Source organism: Streptomyces ferrugineus (genome assembly GCF_015160855.1).
GTDB lineage: Bacteria > Actinomycetota > Actinomycetes > Streptomycetales > Streptomycetaceae > Streptomyces > Streptomyces ferrugineus.
In genome coordinates this window covers 8,476,765-8,495,056 of record NZ_CP063373.1, presented here as the reverse complement: position 1 = coordinate 8,495,056, position 18,292 = coordinate 8,476,765, and the positions used below count along the sequence as shown (strand labels likewise).

At 74.2% G+C, this 18,292-nt stretch carries 16 protein-coding genes; 8 read left to right on the top strand and 8 right to left on the bottom strand.

Going from position 1 to position 18,292, the window contains the following annotated elements; all coding sequences use genetic code 11:
* The first annotated feature begins 13 nt into the window (after positions 1-13).
* The 4 genes from IM697_RS37750 to IM697_RS37735 all read left to right on the top strand — a co-directional run bounded on the left by IM697_RS37750 (position 14) and on the right by IM697_RS37735 (position 5,150).
* Positions 14-484 carry an SRPBCC family protein gene (locus tag IM697_RS37750; protein ID WP_194040985.1) on the top strand — a complete coding sequence of 157 codons (471 nt, stop codon included), beginning with the start codon at positions 14-16 and terminating at the stop codon, positions 482-484.
* 246 nt (positions 485-730) lie between these two features.
* The gene (locus IM697_RS37745) at positions 731-1,849 is read left to right on the top strand and encodes an acyl-CoA dehydrogenase family protein (protein ID WP_194040983.1); all 1,119 of its coding nucleotides are present in this window, start codon (positions 731-733) and stop codon (positions 1,847-1,849) included.
* Between the two features lie 125 nt (positions 1,850-1,974).
* Entirely contained in the window at positions 1,975-3,498 is a 1,524-nt protein-coding gene (locus tag IM697_RS37740) for an NDP-hexose 2,3-dehydratase family protein (RefSeq protein WP_194040981.1), read from the top strand.
* Positions 3,495-5,150, top strand: a complete 1,656-nt coding sequence (locus IM697_RS37735) for an MFS transporter (RefSeq protein ID WP_228044322.1) — start codon at positions 3,495-3,497, stop codon at positions 5,148-5,150. The genes IM697_RS37740 and IM697_RS37735 overlap by 4 nt, the downstream gene beginning before the upstream one ends.
* 36 nt (positions 5,151-5,186) lie before the next feature.
* Here IM697_RS37735 and IM697_RS37730 read toward each other — a convergent pair whose 3' ends face one another.
* From IM697_RS37730 to IM697_RS37715, 4 genes are all read right to left on the bottom strand, one after another.
* Complete coding sequence (locus IM697_RS37730) at positions 5,187-5,582, bottom strand: hypothetical protein (protein WP_194040979.1); 396 nt, start codon at positions 5,580-5,582, stop codon at positions 5,187-5,189.
* A 133-nt stretch (positions 5,583-5,715) separates the two neighbouring features.
* Positions 5,716-6,975 carry an NAD(P)/FAD-dependent oxidoreductase gene (locus IM697_RS37725; RefSeq protein ID WP_194040978.1) on the bottom strand — a complete coding sequence of 420 codons (1,260 nt, stop codon included), beginning with the start codon at positions 6,973-6,975 and terminating at the stop codon, positions 5,716-5,718.
* On the bottom strand, positions 6,975-7,298 hold the full coding sequence (locus tag IM697_RS37720; protein WP_194040976.1) for a 2Fe-2S iron-sulfur cluster-binding protein: 324 nt from the start codon (positions 7,296-7,298) through the stop codon (positions 6,975-6,977). The genes IM697_RS37725 and IM697_RS37720 overlap by 1 nt, the downstream gene beginning before the upstream one ends.
* A gap of 53 nt (positions 7,299-7,351) precedes the next feature.
* The gene (locus IM697_RS37715) at positions 7,352-8,581 is read right to left on the bottom strand and encodes a cytochrome P450 (RefSeq protein ID WP_194040974.1); all 1,230 of its coding nucleotides are present in this window, start codon (positions 8,579-8,581) and stop codon (positions 7,352-7,354) included.
* 118 nt (positions 8,582-8,699) lie between these two features.
* Here IM697_RS37715 and IM697_RS37710 point away from each other — a divergent pair, with 118 nt between their 5' ends.
* Positions 8,700-9,926: a CaiB/BaiF CoA transferase family protein gene (locus IM697_RS37710; RefSeq protein WP_194040972.1), complete on the top strand. Its 1,227-nt coding sequence runs from the start codon at positions 8,700-8,702 to the stop codon at positions 9,924-9,926.
* 95 nt (positions 9,927-10,021) lie between these two features.
* Here the strand turns inward: IM697_RS37710 and IM697_RS37705 are convergent, their stop codons facing one another.
* A complete protein-coding gene (locus IM697_RS37705) occupies positions 10,022-10,540 on the bottom strand; it encodes a hypothetical protein (protein WP_194040970.1) in 519 nt (172 codons plus the stop codon).
* A gap of 136 nt (positions 10,541-10,676) precedes the next feature.
* Between IM697_RS37705 and IM697_RS37700 the strand changes: the two genes are divergently transcribed.
* From IM697_RS37700 to IM697_RS37690, 3 genes are all read left to right on the top strand, one after another.
* Positions 10,677-11,819 carry an epoxide hydrolase family protein gene (locus IM697_RS37700; RefSeq protein ID WP_194040968.1) on the top strand — a complete coding sequence of 381 codons (1,143 nt, stop codon included), beginning with the start codon at positions 10,677-10,679 and terminating at the stop codon, positions 11,817-11,819.
* A gap of 46 nt (positions 11,820-11,865) precedes the next feature.
* Positions 11,866-12,366: a hypothetical protein gene (locus IM697_RS37695; RefSeq protein ID WP_194040966.1), complete on the top strand. Its 501-nt coding sequence runs from the start codon at positions 11,866-11,868 to the stop codon at positions 12,364-12,366.
* 170 nt (positions 12,367-12,536) lie between these two features.
* Entirely contained in the window at positions 12,537-14,519 is a 1,983-nt protein-coding gene (locus tag IM697_RS37690; protein ID WP_194040964.1) for an amino acid adenylation domain-containing protein, read from the top strand.
* A gap of 82 nt (positions 14,520-14,601) precedes the next feature.
* Here the strand turns inward: IM697_RS37690 and IM697_RS37685 are convergent, their stop codons facing one another.
* The 3 genes from IM697_RS37685 to IM697_RS37675 form a co-directional block, all read right to left on the bottom strand.
* Positions 14,602-15,483, bottom strand: a complete 882-nt coding sequence (locus IM697_RS37685) for an alpha/beta fold hydrolase (RefSeq protein WP_194040962.1) — start codon at positions 15,481-15,483, stop codon at positions 14,602-14,604.
* A gap of 32 nt (positions 15,484-15,515) precedes the next feature.
* On the bottom strand, positions 15,516-16,562 hold the full coding sequence (locus IM697_RS37680; protein ID WP_194040960.1) for a ketoacyl-ACP synthase III family protein: 1,047 nt from the start codon (positions 16,560-16,562) through the stop codon (positions 15,516-15,518).
* A 68-nt stretch (positions 16,563-16,630) separates the two neighbouring features.
* Complete coding sequence (locus IM697_RS37675) at positions 16,631-18,139, bottom strand: alpha/beta fold hydrolase (RefSeq protein WP_228044321.1); 1,509 nt, start codon at positions 18,137-18,139, stop codon at positions 16,631-16,633.
* Between the last annotated feature and the right edge of the window lie 153 nt (positions 18,140-18,292).

The window sequence follows — 18,292 nt, the reverse complement described above, 5'->3', positions numbered from 1 at the left end:
CCGAGGAGGGCATGTGCCCGAGCAGCAGACGATCCCCGATGTGAGGAAGTCGGTGACCGTGGCGGCCACGCCCGAGCACTGCTTCGCGGTGTTCACCGAACGCCCCATGGACTGGTGGCCGCCGAGCCACGTACTGCTGAAGAAGGAGCGGGCCGGCCTGGCCTTCGAGCCGGGCGTGGGCGGCCACTACTACGAGTGGGACGTCGAGGGGAACCGCATCGACTGGGGCAGGGTCCTGGCGTGGGAGCCGGGCCGGCGGCTCGTCATGACCTGGCGGATCGACGCCAACTGGCAGTCCGTCCCGGACGATGAGCGGGCCAGCCGGATCGAGGTCGAGTTCATCCGCGTCGACGACACCCACACCCGCGTCGAGCTCGCGCACGTGGCCCTGGAACGCCACGGCGAGGGAGCCGACCGCATCTTCCGCGCCCTGGACGGGCCGAGCCCCGGCGAGACGCTGGAGCTGTTCGCCAAGGCGATCTGACCGAGGCGATCCGATCAGGGCGCTCTGATCAGGGCCCCGGGGGCCGTTGCTGCTCCTGGCTTCGGCCCCGGCCCCGGCCCGGCAGAGCGTCCCCGGAATCCGTCGCGTGGTCCCGCACCCGAGGCCGGTGCCCTGCCCCGACGCCCACCCACCGTCACGACAGCCGCACGCTCTGCCCCGACGCCCGCCCCCCCCACGAAAGCCGCACGCCCCGCCCGCAGCTCCCTCAGCCAGGAGGTCACGAGGATGCCCGCCGACCAGCAGCCGGACACCGGGACGGCGGACGCCGCCGAGGCCGTACGCGCCCTCGCCGCCCGGTGCGCCGCCGACGCCGACACCACCCGCAAGCTCTCCCGCGAGGTCGCGGACGCCGTCCGCGGCGCCGGGTTCGCCCGCCACTTCGTCGGCCGTGAACACGGCGGCGCCGAGGGCTCGTTCGCCGAGCTGACCCGGGCCGTGGTCACCGTGGCCCGGGGCTGCGCGTCGACCGCCTGGTACGCCTCGCTCGCCGCCTACTCCGGCCGCATCGCCTCTCACCTCCCGCGGGAGGGCCGTGAGGCCGTGTGGGCCGACAGCCCGGACACCGTGATCGCCACCGGCCTGATGCCCGCCGGGCGGGCCGTGAAGGTCGACGGCGGCTGGCGGCTCAGCGGCCGCTGGGGATACGTCAGCGGCATCGACCTCGCCGACTGGGTCCTCGTCTGCGCCGTCGTCCCGGGTGCCGAAGGGCCGCCCGCCATGCGGTTCTTCGCCCTCCCGTGGGGCACCTGGACCGTGGAGAACACCTGGGACAGCGTCGGCATGCGGGCGACCGGCAGCCACACCGTGACCGTCGAGGACGCCCTCGTGGCCGAGCACTTCTCGTTCGACCGGCAGGAACTCCTCACCGGCCGCAACAGCTCCTCCGACCGGCCCGTGCACAACATGCCGCTCCAGGCCGTCGCCGGGCTGCCGTTCGTGGCCCCGGTCGTCGGTGCCGCGCTCGGCGCCCTGGACGCGGCCGCCGCGACCGTCACCGGGCGCCGCCGGACCCCGGCGGGCGAGGTGAAGCTCGTGCGCGCGGCGGGCCGGATCGACGCGGCCCGCCTCCTGGTGGAGCAGAACGCCGACACCGCAGACTCGCACCGGCTCGACCGCGGCCTGCTGGCCCGCGCCGAACGCAACGCCACCACGGCCGCCGAACTCCTGCGCGACTCCGCCGGGCAGCTCGTCGCCCTCGCGGGCACCGGGGGCCTCGGCGAGACCCACGCGCTCCAGCGCCACTGGCGCGACATCACGTCGGCCACCAGCCATGTCGCGCTGCAGTACGAGACCTCCGCGGCCAAGAGCCACGCGAACGCCCTCCTCGGCCCCGCGGAGGAGTGACGGGTACGGCCGCGGCGGCCGCGCGCCCCCGCCGCCGACCCGCTCGCTCAGGGACCGGCCCCGACCGCCGGGCACTGCCGGGGCCGGGCGCACCTCAGCCGCCCGACCACCCATAGGAGCTCGCCATGTCCACCGCCGTCCACCCGGGGCCCGCCGTCCCGGGCGTCCCGGGAGTGTCCGGGACTTCCGGGGTTTCCGGGGGAAGTCTGCCGGGCCCGCCGTTCCCCGACACCGGGCCGGCCCTGGCCCAGCGCCTCGCCCGGTCCGCCGCCGCCACCGGATCGGGCGCCTTCCTGCGGACCGACGAGATCTCCGACTGGTTCGAAGAGCGCAGAAACGCCCACCACTTCGCCGTCCGGCGCATCCCCTTCGCCGACCTGCGCGGCTGGTCCTTCCGGCCCGGCACCGGCAACCTCGGCCACGACAGTGGCCGGTTCTTCACCGTCGAGGGGCTGCGCGTCGGGGTCGACGGCGGGCCCTACCGCAGCTGGCGGCAGCCGATCATCCACCAGCCCGAGGTCGGCGTCCTCGGCATCCTGGCCAAGGAGTTCGACGGCGTCCTGCACTTCCTGATGCAGGCCAAGATGGAGCCCGGCAACCCGAACCTGCTGCAGCTGTCGCCGACCGTCCAGGCCACCCGCAGCAACTACCTCAAGGTCCACGGCGGCGCCGACGTGCCGTACCTCGACCGCTTCCTGGAGCCCGAGCGGACCGGCGGACGCGTGCTCTGCGACGCCCTCCAGTCCGAGCACGGGGCCTGGTTCTTCCGCAAGAGCAACCGGAACATGATCGTCGAGGTGTTCGACGACATCGCCCCGCACGACGACTTCCGCTGGCTCACCCTCGGGCAGATCGGCGAACTCCTGCGGCGCGAGAACCTCGTGAACATGGACGCCCGTTCCGTGCTGGCCGGCGCCCCCGTCACCCACCCCGAGGACCTGGCCGACCGCGGCGCCGTCCGGTCGGACACGCACCTGCTGTCCTGGTTCGCCGCCGAGCGCTCCGCGTATGTGCTGGCCGAGCGCGTCCCGCTCGACGGCCTGGACGGCTGGCGCCGCGGCCCCTGGCACCTGGAGCGCCATGACGGGCGGTTCTTCCGGGTGATGGCCGTGGCCGTCGAGGCCGGCAGCCGTGAGGTCACCGGCTGGACGCAGCCGCTCATCGAGCCGGTCGGCCGGGGTGTCGCCGCCTTCGTCGTCCGCCGCTTCCACGGCGTCCCGCACGTCCTCGTGCAGGCGCGCGCCGAGGCCGGGCTGTGCCACGGGGTGGAACTCGCCCCGACGGTGCAGTGCGTGCCGGAGAACCACGCGCAGCTCTCCGTCGCCGACCGGCCGCCCTTCCTCGACGTGGTGCTGGGCGCGACACCGGACCGGATCGCCTACGAGGCCGTGCTCTCCGAGGAGGGCGGCCGCTTCCTCGACGCGGAGAGCCGGTACCTGATCGTCGAGGCGCCCGCCGACGACGACCGCCGGCCGGTCCCGGACGTACCGCCGCCCGGCTACCAGTGGGCCACCCCCGCCCAGCTCGGCTCGCTCGCCCGGCACGGCTACTACCTCAACGTCCAGGCCCGCACGCTGCTCTCGGTCATCGGCAGCGGTGCGGCGGGCCCGGCCCTGAACCCCCGAAGTCCGTACGGAGGAACCTCATGACCGAACCCGCCCGGCCCACCGCCCCCGTCCCCAGGGCGGGCAGGCGGGAGTGGACCGGACTCGCCGTCCTGGCGCTGCCCACCCTGCTGATCTCGATGGACGTCACGGTCCTCTACCTGGCGGTCCCGCAGCTCAGCGCCGACCTGGCCCCCAGCAGCTCCCAACTGCTGTGGATCCTCGACGTCTACGGCTTCCTCGTCGCGGGCTTCCTGATCGCCATGGGCGTGCTGGGCGACCGGATCGGACGCCGGCGCCTGCTGCTGGCCGGCGCCGCCGCGTTCGGCGCCGCGTCCCTGGTCGCCGCCTGGTCGACGAGCGCGGAGATGCTCATCGCCAACCGGGCCCTGCTGGGCATCGCCGGAGCGACGCTGATGCCCTCCACGCTGGCCCTGATCCGCAACATGTTCCAGGACCCGCGCCAGCGCACCGGCGCCATCGCCGTGTGGATGTCCAGCTTCACGGTCGGCATGACGCTGGGGCCGCTCGTCGGAGGCGCCCTGCTGCAGCACTTCTGGTGGGGCTCGGTGTTCCTGCTCGGAGTGCCGCCCATGGTGCTCCTGCTGGCGGTGGGCCCGCTGCTGCTGCCCGAGTACCGCGACCCGGAGCCGGGCCGGCTGGACCTGAGCAGCGTGGCGCTGTCGGTGGCCGCGATGATCGCGCTGGTGTACGGCGTCAAGGAGCTGGCCAAGGACGGCGTCGCCCCCGTGCCCGCGCTCGTCCTGACGGCGGGGCTGGTGCTCGGGTACGTCTTCGTGCGGCGGCAGCGGCGGTTGACCGACCCGCTGCTGGACCTGCGGCTCTTCGCCGACCGGGCGTTCAGCGCCTCACTGCTGACGCTGACGCTCTCGCTGTTCGCGATGTCCGGCCTGTTCTTCTTCCTCTCCCAGTACATGCAACTCGTCCTGGGCCTCTCGCCGTTCGAGGCGGGGCTGTGGACGCTGCCGCAGACGGCGGCGATGCTCGCCGCGGCGGCCATGACCCCGCCCCTGGTCAAGCGGTCCCGCCCGGCCTACGTCATGGGCGGCGGCCTGGTGGTCGCGGCGGTGGGCTTCTTGATGTTCACCCTGCTGGACGGTTCCGACGACCTGGGTCTCATGGCCGCCGGGACCGTCGTCTTCGCCCTGGGCATCAGCCCCATGTCGATCCTGGGTGTGGACATGATCGTGGGTGCGGCGCCGCCCGAGCGGGCCGGTGCCGCATCCGCGCTCTCCGAGACCAACCAGGAGTTCGGGATGGCCATCGGCGTCGCCGTGCTCGGCAGCGTCGGTACGGCCGTCTACCGGACGCAGCTCGCGGACGCCATGCCGGCCGGGGTGCCCGAGGCGGTCTCGGAGACCGCGCGGGACACCCTGGGAGCGGCGCTCGGCGCGGCGGGTGCCCTGCCGGCGGAGACGGGCTCCGCCCTGGTCGCCGCCGCGCGGGCGGCCTTCGTGGACGGGCTGCACGTCAACGCGGTCATCGGCGCGGTGCTGGTGGTCCTGGCGGCCGTACTGGTCGTGCTGATGCTCCGGGACATCGAGCCCATCGACCCGGAGACCGCGGAGGCGGCAGCGGGTGGCGAGGGCTCCCCGGGTAGGCCTGCGGATGCCGCCGACGCGACGCCGTCGACGCCGACCGTCCCGACGGCACGACCATCGGACGTCCCCGCCTGACGTCGTCCCCCGACGCAGACACACGGCCCGCCCCGCTCACGCCGGGCGGGCCGTCCTCATCGCCCTTCGCGCCGTGACGGTGACCCGCTTGGTGCGCAGCACGCGTCCGCTGCCGCTCTCGCGGACCACGGAGACACCCTCGCTGCGGAACGAGTCGCCGTCGAGCACCGCGAGTTGGTCGATGTCCACCCAGCCGACGCAGTCGCCCGCCGCCGGCCCGCGCTCGTCGAAGAGGGGCTCGGCCACGCGGAACGTGAAGCCGTCGGGCCCGGTGGGCTCCCAGTGCCCGGCGCCGCCGTCGCCGAGGAAGACCCGTCCGTCGCCGGTGAAGTGGAGCACCGCCGCCGACGTCTCCGTCTCGCGGTGCACCTGCGCCGACCACGCCCCGACGGGGAGTGCGGCGGTGGGGTCCGTGCGCGCAGTGGCAGTCATGCGGTCAGGGTCGCGCAGGTGCCTCGAACGGCCGTCGAGTCCGCGTCGTCTCCCGCCCGCCGGAACGCGTACCGGAAGCCGGACCGCTCACGGGGGCGGCCCGGCTTCCGGCAGTGCGATGTGCGGCGACGCGCTACTGCGGCTGGCGCGCCCGCCGGTGCTTCCTGAGGTCGAAGTCCGGGTGGGACACCTCCGCCGCGGACGGCAGCGCGGCGCCGCCCTCGGCCAGCAGGCGGCGGGTGATCATGTGGTCCGCCGGGCGGTTCACCGACTCGACGCCCACCAGCCGTTCCCCGGCGAAGCAGAACACCGAGAAGCGCCCGCCCGCCACGTCCCCGGACACCACCGTGCGGTCGTGGCCCGCGGTGCTGCCCGCGATCTGCACCCGCAGCCCGCACTGCTCGGTCCAGAACCACGGGACCGCCGTGTACGGCTCCGGGGCGCCGCAGATGTCCGCGGCCACGCAGCGGGCCTGGTCCGAGGCGTTCTGCACCGACTCCAGCCGCAGCGGTCGCCCCGCGTGCGGGCTCGGGAAGCGGGCGCAGTCGCCGATCGCGTGGACAGCCGGATCGCCGGCCCTGAGCGTCCGGTCGACGAGGACGCCGTCGCCGACCGGCAGTCCGGCGTCCGCGGCGAGTCCGGTCCGCGGCAGGACCCCGACGCCCATCACGACGACGTCCGCCGGGACCCGCTCCCCGCCGTCCAGCTCGGCCACCCGCACCCGGCCCGTGTCGTCGCCGCGCAGGGCCACCACCTCACGCCGGGTCAGGACGCGGGCGCCGTGGGCGCGGTGCCCGGCGGTCAGGTGCTCGGCCAGGGCCGCGCTGGCGGAGCGCCCCATGACCCTGGCCGCGGCCTCGACGACCGTGACCTCCAGGCCCAGCAGCCGTGCCGTGGAGGCGAGTTCGAGCCCGACGAAGCCGCCGCCGACGACCAGCAGATGCGCCCCGGGCCGCAGTTCCGCGCGCAGCGCGAGGGCGTCGCGCTGATCGCCGAGGGTGTGGACGCCGGCCAGCGAGGCGCCGGGCACCGGCAGCACCCGGGGCCGCGCGCCGGTGGCGAGGACGAGGTGGTCGTAGCGCAGACTCACGCGGCGACCGCCGCCCTGTGCGAGGGAGATCCGCATGCCGTCCGGGTCGATGGCGGTGACCGGGGTGCCGGTGACCAGCTCGATGTCCTGCGCCGCGAAGAACGACCGCGGCCGCAGGGGGAGTTCGTCGGCCGGAGTGCCGCCGGTGAGGTACCCCTTGGACAGGGGCGGACGCTGGTAGGGGAGGGCGTCCTCCGCGCCGACCAGGGTGATCCGGCCGGAGAAGCCCCGACCGCGCAGGGCGGCGGCGGTCTCGGTGCCGCCCTGCCCGGCGCCGACGACGACGACCGAGGGCGCGGCCATCAGGACTGCGCCTCCGGCAGATGCACCACCAGCCCGTCCATGGCGTCGGTGACGGGGAGCTGGCAGCTCAGCCGGCTGGTCTCGCGGCGCGGACTGGCCGTGCCGTAAAGGACGTCGTCCTCCACTTCGTGCATGGGCGGCAGCGGCAGGGTGTTGGCCTCGTCGACGTAGACGTGGCAGGTGCCGCACTGGGCCGAGCCGCCGCACTGCGCCTCGATGCCGACGACGTTGTTGAGCTTCGCGCCGCGCATCACGGTGCCGGGGGAGGCGACGTCGACGACGGTGTCGGTGCCGTCGGGGCTCCGGTAGGTGATCTTGGGCATGGGTGGGTCCTCCTCGAACCGTGCTGCCTGTGTCCGTTGCCTGTGCGCGGGCGTCACCAGGTGATCGGGAGCTCCCAGAGGCCGTAGATCACGGCGCCCTCCTTGCGGGGGATCTCCGCGAACGGCTTGGCCAGCCGCAGCGTCGGGATGCGCTGGAAGAGCTTGCTCCAGACGATCTCCAGCTCCAGGCGGGCCAGATCGGCGCCGATGCAGTGGTGCACGCCGTGGCCGAAGCCGAGGTGTTTGCGGCTGCCGCGGCTGAGGATGACCTTCTCCGGCTCGGGGAAGACCTCCGGGTCGCGGTTGGCGGCGAGGCCCAGGCACAGGATGCCGTCGCCCTTGCGGATGACCTGCCCGCCGATCTCGATGTCCGCCAGCGCGACCCGCGGCACCGCCGTGTCGCCGATGGTCGCGATCCGGACGAGTTCCTCGACCGCGGGCCTGACCAGCTCCGGGTCCGCCTTCAACTGCTCCAGCTGATCCGGGTTTTCCAGCAGGCAGGCCGTGCCCAGCGAGATCTGGCTGGCGGTGGTCTCATGGCCGCCGTTCATCAGCAGCCGGACCATGTTGAACAGGTCGCGGTCGGTGTACTCCTCGCCGGATGCCTCGTAGTCGGCCATCGCACGGCTGAGCAGGTCCTCGCCGGGCTCCCGCTTCTTCAGCTGGATCAGGTCGTCGACGTACGCGTTGACCTCGACGATCGCGGCCTGGCGCTCCTCCGCGCTGCTGTGCCCGCCGAGCAGGGCGGTGCCGTGCTTGATGAAGAAGTCGTGCTTGTCGTGGGGTATGCCGAGGAGTTCGCAGATCACCGTCATCGGGACGGGCAGCGAGAAGGCGTGGTGCATGTCCACCGGCGGCGGGGTCGCCAGCATCCGGTCGATGTGCTCGTCGACGATCTCCTCGATGCGCGGGCGCAGCTTCTTGACCTGGCGGCTGGTGAAGGTGAGCGCCGCCTTGCGGCGGGTCCTGGTGTGCGCCTCGCCGTCGTAGCCGATGAAGGAGGTCTCCGTGCGGAACTCCGGCGGCGCGATGAAGTAGAAGGGGAAGTTGTCGTGCTTGCGCGAGGCGCTGACCCGGGGGTCGGTGAGCAGCTGACGGATCGTGTGATAGCCGGTGACCGTCCAGATCCGCAGCCCCGAACCGGTCAGGGTGACCTGGGAGACGTCCCTGTCGATCATCTCCGGGTACTCGGCGGGCATGCTGAACGGGCAGCCGCGCTGGTACGGGAAGGTCCGGGGCGCGGTCTCGGAATCGGCGCCGGACGGACTGGTGCTGGTCGTCATCGTCGTGAGTCCCTTCGATCGGCATGGGCCGCGAGGGCGGCAGTCTCGCCCCGCGCCCTCAGCCCTCGATGGAGTCACGCTCAAGGGCATGTGCAGGCCGCGTTCCTAGCCTCCGGTCATGGAGACGACACCCGAGACCGGCGGTCCGCTGAGCGGGCTGCGCGTACTGGAACTCGCGGCGATCGGCCCCGCGCCGTTCGCCTGCATGCTCCTCGCCGACCTGGGGGCCGACGTCGTCCGCGTCGACCGTCCGGACACCGCCCGGGCCTTCGGCGCCTGGCACCGGGTGCTGGACCGCGGGCGCCGCTCGGTGGCCCTCGACCTGAAGAACCCGGCGGCCGTGGACGCCGTGCTGCGCCTGGTCGAAGGGGCGGACGTGCTCGTCGAGGGCCACCGGCCCGGGGTCGCGGAGCGGCTCGGTGTCGGACCGGCCGCCTGCCTCGCCCGCAACCCGCGCCTGGTGTACGGGCGGATGACCGGCTGGGGGCAGGACGGGCCGCTCGCGAAGGAGCCCGGACACGACATCAACTACCTGGCGCTGACCGGTGCGCTGGACGCGATCGGCCGGCCCGGTGGTCCGCCGGCCGTGCCGCTCAACCTCCTCGGCGACTTCGCGGGCGGCGGGCTGCCGCTCGCCTTCGGCATCCTGGCCGCCCTCCAGGAGCGCGGGCGGTCGGGCCGCGGGCAGGTCGTGGACACCGCGATCGTCGACGGGACGGCCGCGCTGCTCGCCATGCTCGCCGGGATGACCGCGGCCGGCGCGTGGGAGCCGGAGCGCGGCACCAACGTCCTCGACGGCGGGGCCCCGTTCTACGACGTCTACGCCTGCGCCGACGGCCGGTACGTGGCGGTCGGAGCGCTGGAGGACCGCTTCTACGCCGCGCTGCTCGACGGACTCGACCTGCACCCGGACGAGGTCCCCGACCGGGCGGTACGGGCCTCCTGGCCGCGGTTGCGCGAGCGGTTCGCCGCGCGCTTCGCCACCCGCACGCGGGACGCCTGGGAGGCCGTGTTCGCGGGTACGGAGGCCTGCGTGACACCCGTGCTGACCCTGCGGGAGGCGGAGCGCCACCCCCACCACCGGGCGCGCGGCGTGCACGTCGGGGCGGACGGCGTCGTCCAGCCCGCGCCGGTCCCGCGCTTTCGCCGCACCCCCGCCCCGCCGGTCCGGGAGCCCGCCCCGGCCGTCGGCGCCCACACCCGCGAGGTCCTGGCGGAGGTGGGCCTCACCGAGGACGACCTGAAGCCTGTGCCGAGTCCCCCCTCCGACTCCCCGACACCCGGCACACACTCTCGGCGGACCCCGGCAGTCCCACGCACCGCACCCGCGCCGGCCCGGACCTGACGACCGGCGGGGCATGCCGAGGGGCCCGGGGCGCCCGGCCGGCGCGCGTGCACCCCGTCATCCGCAGGCGGACCCGTCCGGCGGGCCGGTCCCCGTCATCCGCAGGCGGAGCCGTCCGGCGGACCGGTGCGTACGCCCGTGACCTCGACCGGCACCGTGTCCACCACCGTGCCGTCGGCGCCGTGGACGGTCGAGGTGCCCGAGCCCGCGAAGGAGGCGGCACCGGTCCGTTTCGCCGACTGGGCGATGTCCACCCAGCCCTCGAGCGCGCCGCCCGCGTCGTGCCACAGCTCCCGTATGCGGTAGTCGAACGCGTCCCGGCCGGTGTGGTGCCAGCGGCCCTTGCTCGCCCCGGCGGGCGAGACCAGGCAGACCGAGCGGTCCGTGGCGAAGGACAGGGTCACGTCGTACGTGGCGCCCTCGCGGACCACCGTGGCCTTCCAACTGCCCACCGGGACCGGGCCCCGGGGCGCGGCCTGCGCGGTGCCCGCCGCCGGCGCCGACAGCAGGGCGCACGCGAGCGCCGTACCGACGAGCGCGCGTGCTCCTCCCGCCCGGCGCGCGGTCCGGCCCGTGGGGTACGACTTCGGCCACTTCTGTTGTGTCTGCTTCATGCGATTCATGGCGCGGAGTGTTGCCCGGCGGCCTCTCACCGCGCTCGACCGCTGCTGTAGGGCCCCGCCCTAGCGTCTGCGCCACCGCGAACGCGTACGCCTCGCGGACGGAACAAGCCACGGAGGAGGCCATGGGATGAGCTCAGTCATCGAGCCCTACCGGGCGGACATCCCGCAAGCAGCCCTCGACGATCTCCGCGACCGGCTGCACGGCACGCGCTGGCCGGACCGGGAGACGGTGGACGACTGGTCCCAGGGCGCCCCCCTGGACCAGGTGCGCAGCCTGTGCCGGCGCTGGGCCGACGACTACGACTGGCGTGCGACCGAACGCAGGCTGAACGCCTTCCCGCAGTACACCACCGAGCTCGACGGACTGCCGGTCCACTTCCTGCACGTGCGCTCGCCGCACCCGGACGCCGTGCCGCTGCTGCTGACGCACGGCTGGCCCAGCTCCGTCGTCGAGTTCCTCGACCTGATCCCGCGGCTGACCGAGCCCGAGGACCCGGCCGACGCCTTCCACGTCGTGTGCCCCTCCCTGCCGGGGCACGGCCTCGGCCCCGCCCCCACGGGGACCGGCTGGACGGTCGGCCGGATCGCCGCGGCCTGGGCGGAGTTGATGGCCCGCCTGGGCCACGACCGGTACATCGCCCACGGCGGCGACTGGGGCTCCTGGGTGTCGGCGGCGCTGGGGAGCACGGACGCCGCGCACCTGCGGGGCATCCATCTGACGATGCCGCTGGCCCGGCCCCCGGAGCGGCAGATCCCGTTCGAGGAGCTGGACGAGCGCGACCGGGCGGCCATGGGCCGGATGCAGAGCTTCGGGAAGAACCGTTCCGGCTACGCGGCGATCCAGTCCACCCGACCCCAGGCGCTCGGCTACGGCCTCGCCGACTCGCCGGCCGCCCAGCTCGCCTGGATCACCGACCGGTTCTGGGAGTGGGCCGACCACGACGGCGACCTGGAGAAGGCGGTGCCGGCCGACCGGCTCCTGGACATCGTGTCGATGTACTGGTTCGGCAACACCGGCGCCGCGTCCGCCCGGCTGTTCTGGGAGAGCTTCGAGTCGGAGCCGATGGCCCCGACCGCCGTCCCCACCGGCTGCTCGGTCTTCCCCAAGGACGCCTGGCTGCCCCGCGCCTGGGCCCGGGAGCGCTTCACCGACCTGCGCTACTGGCGGGACCTTCCCGACGGCGGCCACTTCCCGGCCCTGGAGCGGCCGGAGGTGCTGGCCGCCGAACTGCGCGCGTTCCGCCGCGAACTGGGCCGACCGGCCCCCTGATCCACATGTCTCGCAAGCCGATGACCACAGAGAGGACTGAGCGCACATGACTCGGCGCACACGCACACACGGGATCCGGATCCTCGCCCCGGCGGTGGGCCTCGCGGCGGTGGCCGTCCTGGTCGCCCCGGCGGGTTCCGGGGCCGCCGCCACGAGCGGCCGGCACCACTTCCACGCGACGCCGGTGGGGACCTGGCAGGGCACGGTGGAGCACGCGGAGGGCAAGGGCAACGTGACCCTGTCGTTCCACGCCAACGGTGTGATGTGCCTGTCCTCCGGCGGTGGCCCCGAGGGCGGCGGCCAGGGCAAGGGCGCCTGGAAGCGCACCGGCGCGAACACCTTCGACTACCGGGTCCGGGAGCGGCTGTTCGAGGGCGACGGCACCACCGTCGGCTACGTCGACGTCAACCAGAAGGCCCGCCAGAGCGGGCGGACCTTCAACAGCTCCGGCATATCGAGGATCTACGACGCGAACAACACCTTCCTGACGGAGGCGGAGGCCAAGGTCAAGGTGACGTTGGTGAGCGCGCGGCCCGCCGCCTGCTGACCCCGGCGGGTGAGTGGACCGGTGCGGGCGGACCCGGGTGCCCGTCCGCCCGCTTCCGCTTCCGCTTGCGCGTGCGCGGAATTCGAGCGCCGGTCGAGCCGGCTCACGCACCCTTGGTCCGGATATACCGGCATTCGGACCGGAATCCGTCTCTCCGAGGAGCGTACGCGGTGAATCCATTCGACAACCGGGACGGGCAGTTTCTCCTGCTGGCCGACGACGAGGGCCGGCACGCGCTCTGGCCCGCCCCGCTGACCGTGCCGTCGGGATGGCACACCGTCCACCGCGGCGGGCACGCCGAGTGCCTGGAGCGGGCGACGGAGCTGTGGACCGACATGCGGCCGCTGAGCGTGGTCGCCGCGCACACGCAGGCGGCGGCCCGCCCGGACCGGCCCGCCTCGGCCGCCGAGATGTTCGAGCGGCAGGCGGCCCGGCACCCCGGACGGACCGCCCTCGTCTTCGAGGACACCGAACTGACCTACCGCGCGCTCAACGCCCGTGCCAACCGCGTGGCGCACCGTCTCACAGCCCGCGGCGTCGGCCCCGAGGACGTCGTCGCCCTGCTGCTGCCCCGCTCCGCCGAACTCGTCGTCGGCCTGCTGGCGATCCTCAAGTCCGGGGCCGCGTACATGCCGGTGGACACCGAGTACCCCGAGCAGCGGCGCCAGTTGATGTTCGACCTGGCCCGGCCCGCCTGCGTGGTCGACGCGGAACTCCTCGCCGCCCTGGAAGCCGAGGCGGAGGCCGAGGGGGGCCTGGACCGCGACCCCGTCGACGCCGACCGCGTACGGCCGCTGACCCCCGAGGGCGCCGCGTACCTGATCTTCACGTCCGGTTCCACCGGCGTCCCCAAGGGGATCGTCATGCACGACGCCGGGCTGACCAACCTGCTGCGCTGGCAGCGCGCGGCCCTCCCCGGCGGACCGGGGGTGCGCACCGCCCAGTTCGCCGCCATCGGCTTCGACGTCTCCGTTCAGGAGATCCTCTCCACGCTGGTCTCCGGCCGCACCCTGGTGGTCCCGCCGGACGGCATCCGCCGCGACCCCGAGGCGGTCGTCGCCTGGCTGGAGCGGCACCGGGTCAACGAACTCTTCGCCCCCACGGCCGTGCTGGACGCCCTCGTCGCCGCGGCCGCCGAGAACGGCAGCGAACTGCCGCACCTCACCGACGTGATCCAGGCCGGCGAGGCGCTCCACGTCGACGGCGGGCTGCGGGACTTCGGCCGCCGCAGCCCCTTCCGCCTGCACAACGAGTACGGCCCCGCCGAGACCCACGTCGTCCTCGCCCACACCCTGTCCGCGGACGCCGCCGACTGGCCCTCCTCCGTACCGATCGGCACCGAGGTCACCGCCACCCGCTCCTACGTCCTCGACGAGAGGCTGCGCCCGGTGCCCGACGGCACCTCCGGCGAGCTGTACCTCGCGGGCGCGCAGGTCGCGCGCGGCTACTGGCGGCGTCCCGACCTGACCGCCCAGCGCTTCGTGCCGGACCCGTACGGCGGGCCGGGGGCGGTCATGTACCGGTCGGGGGACCTGGTGCGCCGGCGCGCCGACGGCGTGTTCGAGTTCCTCGGCCGCGCCGACGACCAGGTGAAGATCCGCGGCTTCCGCGTCGAACCGGGCGAGGTCGAGGCGGTCCTGCTCGGCCACCCGGAGGTCACGCAGTGCGCCGTCGTCGCGCGCGTGGACGAGCACACCGGGCCGCGGCTCGTCGCGTACACGGTGGGCGGCGCCGACGAGACCGCCCTGCGCGCCCACCTGGCCCACCTGCCCGACTACCTCGTGCCGTCCGCGTACGTACGCCTGGAGAGCTTCCCGCTCTCCCCGAACGGCAAGGTCGACCGGAAGAACCTGCCCGCGCCCGTCCGCGAGCCCGCGGCCCGGACCGAGCCGCGCACCGAGACCGAGGCGCTGTACTGCGCGATCTTCGCCGAGGTCCTGAAGCTGCCCGAGGTCGGCCCCGACGACGACTTCTTCCGGCTCGGCGGCCACTCGCTGCTCGCCACCCGGCTGACCGCCCTGATCCGTCGGCGGACCGGCACCTCGGTGCCCGCCCGCCGGGTGTACGACGCGCCCACGCCGGCCGCCCTGGCGGCGCTCACGGCCGCGCCGGCCGCCGCGTCGTCCGTCCCCACGCAGCCCGTGAGCGCCTGATCCACGCGAGCGCCCACGGCCGAGGCCCCCTGCGATCGCAGGGGGCCTCGGCCGTGCCGGGTCCGCGGAGTGCGGGGATCGATCAGCCCCGGACCGGTGAGCCGGTGTCCAGGAAGGCCAGCACGTCCTTCGGGAACCGCGGGTTGTTGAACGTGCCGATGTGGCCGGCCTTGTCGTACACCACCAGCTCGGCGTCCGGCATGCCCTCCACCGTGCGGCGGCACACCTCGGGCGGGCAGGCCCGGTCCGCGCCGCCCGCGATCACCAGGGTGGGCACCCGGATCTCCGCGAGCCGGTCCCGGACGTCGAACGCCGCCTCGGCCCGCACGAAGGCCACCATGTCCGAGGGGTCCTTGGGCCGTACGAACGGGTCCACCAGCCACATCAGCGGCGCGACCACCTTGGCCAGGGCCGCGCTCTTGAAGGAGATCCGCGCGGTGTGGTGCAGGGCGCGCCGCCCCGCCTCCGAGGCCTCCGCGTACTTGAGCTGCGCCTGACGCGCCTCGTCGCCCATGGTGTGACCGGCCATCGCCAGGACCATGCGCTTGAAGACCTGCGGGTGGTCGGCGGCGAGCTGCATCGCGACCGAGCCGCCGGAGGAGGTGCCGAGGATGTGGACCGGGCCGCCGAACTTCTCGGTCAGCGCCTGCGCGTGCTGCTCGGCGACCTGCTCCATCGTGGTGCCCCGCGCCATGCCGGGCGCGCGGTTGACCGCGTAGACGCGGTAGCGCTCGGCCAGCGGGGCGAGCTGCTTCAGCTCGACGCCCCGCTCCCACCCCTCGGGGTTGGTGTGGTTGTCGGTGAACCAGCGCAGCACCACCAGCGGTTCGTCACCGGTGCCGAGCGCACGGTAGGGGAGGCCGTGCCGGAGCGTTCCCTCCTCCACGTTCAGATGCTCGAACTTGTCTTTCTTGTTCTTCTTCTCCTTCTTCGCTGCGGCTTGCTTCGCGGCCGTGTCAGCCATCGGTCGTGTCCTCTCCAGGTGGATCTCGGGGGTCAGGCGGTCCGTGCGGGCAGGTCGACGAGGAACTCCAGCACCGCGACGGTCCAGACGAACCCGGCCGTCGCGCCCATCGCGATCAGCAGGTCGCCCTTGCGCGGGCCGCGTTCGGCGACGACGTGGTCCAGACTGATCAGGTGGTCGCCCGCGCCCATGTGCCCGAGGTCCCGGGCCCACTCGTAGGTGGTGGTGTCCGGGTTCACCCCGAGCGCGTCGTGGTACGCGAACTCCACGGTCGCCCGGTTGATGTTGGGGTGGACGAAGAACCGCGCGCTCCGCAGGTCCGTGCCGGCCTCCTTGAGGGCGTCCTCCAGCACCCGGACGCTCATCGATCCGATCCGTTCGCCCATGATGTCGAGGTTGGCCTCGCCCTGGGCCATGAAGTCACGGATGCGGCCGCGCAGATCGATCGGCCTGCCCTCGGCGAACGGCGCGGGCGTCCACCCCCGCGTGCCGCGCAGGAACGGCTCCAGCGACGGGTCCCCGTAGGAGACCGTGGCCAGCAGCCGGGCGAAGCCTTCCTGGTTGCTGAGGACCAGCGCCCCCGCGCCGTCGCCGTGCGCCAGCGCGTCGTCGGAGTTCCAGCGGTCGAAGTAGGGCAGCCGGTGCTGGTCCCCGGTGGTGATCAGCACCGCGCCCGGCTGCGGACGTGCCGCGAGGTGGGAGGCCGCCATCTCCAGGGAGAACAGTCCGCCGCTGGAGTTCTGGAGCACCTCCACCGCCGGCGCGGTGCCGCCGATGGTCTCGTGCTGGACGTAGCTCGCCGGGGTCCACATCTCCTGGCCCTGGTGCAGCACGTAGGAGTGGATCAGCAGACCGAAGTCCTCGGTCGACAGGCCCGACCGCTCGACCGCACGGCGCCCCGCGTGCGCGGCCATCACCGGGCCGGTCTCGTCCGGTGTCGCGACCCGCACGGCGCGTATGCCGTGGGCCGCGACCTCGTCCGCGTCCGCCAGGCCCTCGGCGACGGCCTGCTCCGCCGTCTGCACCTGCTCGGGCAGGTAGGAACCGGTGCCCGCGAGATAGATGTTGTCCCAGCGCATGTCTTCCCCTGTGGTTCGTCGGTGGTCGGGGCCCCGCCGCCACGGGCGGGACCCGGTGTCCGTCCGGTTCAGCCCGTCGGCACGGCAGGCCGCGGCACGCCCGGCACGCGAGTCTCGGCGCCGGACGGCAGCTCGCCGTCCAGCAGATAGCGGTTGACGAGCGCGTCCACCGCCGCGTTGCCGCCGAGCGCGTACACCTCGTGCGCGCCCGAGTCGGTGATCCGCACCAGCCGGTGGCCCAGCCGCCGCGCCATCGCCCGGCCGCCCTCGTGGTGGTCCAGCGGATCGCCGTCCGCCTGGACCACCAGCCCGGGCGGGAAGCCTCCGCCGCGGACACGGGTCGGCGGCTCGGGCGGGGTGAACGTACGGAACGTCCCGACCCACGGCTGCGCCCGCATCACGCCCAGGCCGTACGGGCAGCGCTCCCGGAAGTCCCGCATGCCCGCGTGGTAGAGCGCGGGGTCCGACGGCCAGTCGGTCTCGCTGGTGACCGCCTCCAGCACGGCCTCCCGCCGGGTGCCCGCGGGCCTGCCCGGACGCCACTCCGCCTGTCCGGCCAGCAGTTCCCCGGCGCGCGGCGCGTCGTCCGAGCCCGCGGCGGCCAGCAGCGCGGCGACGAGTTCCGCGAGCTTGTCCCATCGGGACCGGTCCGCCGCCAGGGTGCCGACGACCATGTCGAAGGAGGTGCGCAGCGCCCGGCCGCCGGTCAGCGCGCCGAGGGCCGCGGCGGTCCGCTCGACCGAGGCGATCACACCGGCCGCGTCCGCGCCCAGGGCGAAGGCGGACGGCCGCTCACCGGTCCACTCGGCCCAGGCGTCGACGTTCTCCCGGGTCGCCTCCGCCTGGGAGCGGAACTGGGCCCGCCAGTCCCAGTCGGGGTGCACGGACGAGTCCAGCACGCTGCGGTCCAGGCGCTCGGGGAACATCGTCCCGTACACCGCGCCCAGCAGAGTGCCGTACGCCCAGCCGACGAAGCTCAGTCGCCGCTCACCCAGCACGGCCCGGATCAGGTCCATGTCGCGGGCGTTGTTGCGGGTGGACACGTGCGGTCGCAGTGCGCCGCCCGCCCGGCGGCAGCCCTCCTCGCGCTCGCGCATGTCGGCGGCGAGGGCGTCGAACACCTCGTCCGGGGGACGGGAGTCGAAGGGGACCGTGACCGGGCTGTCCTCGCCCTCCAGACGGGTCGACCCGCCGGTGCCGCGCGGGTCGAAGCCGATGAGGTCGTACGCCTCGCCCAGCGGGGTGGCCGCGGCCAGCCGGGCGGGCAGAGCGCGGCCGATGCCGTTGTCGCCGCCCGGGCCGCCGTTGAGCGACAGCAGGATGCCGCGCCGCCGGCCCGGGCCGCCCGTGGCGCGGATCCGGCTCAGGGCCAGGGTGATCCGCGGCCCGTCGGGATGCGCGTAGTCGAGGGGCGCCTCGATCTCGGCGTGTTCCAGCCGCCCGGGCGGCAGGCCCGGCGCGTCCACGGGCGTCCACCGGGGACGCTGCGTGAGAAACGCGGGTGCCGGGCCGCCGAGGATGCTCGCCCCGGCGGCGGGTGAGTGCGATGGCTGCGCGGTGTCCGTGCCACTGGTCATGGTCCCCACCATGCCGACGCGGCCTTGAGACGGGGTGGAGCCGTGCGCGCGCGTACCGCTCGGCGGGCCCGCTGTCCAGGTGGGCTGGACCCGTGCTCGAGGCCGTCCGGTCACGTTGGCCCTCCTGAATCCGGCCGAACGCCACGGAAGGCG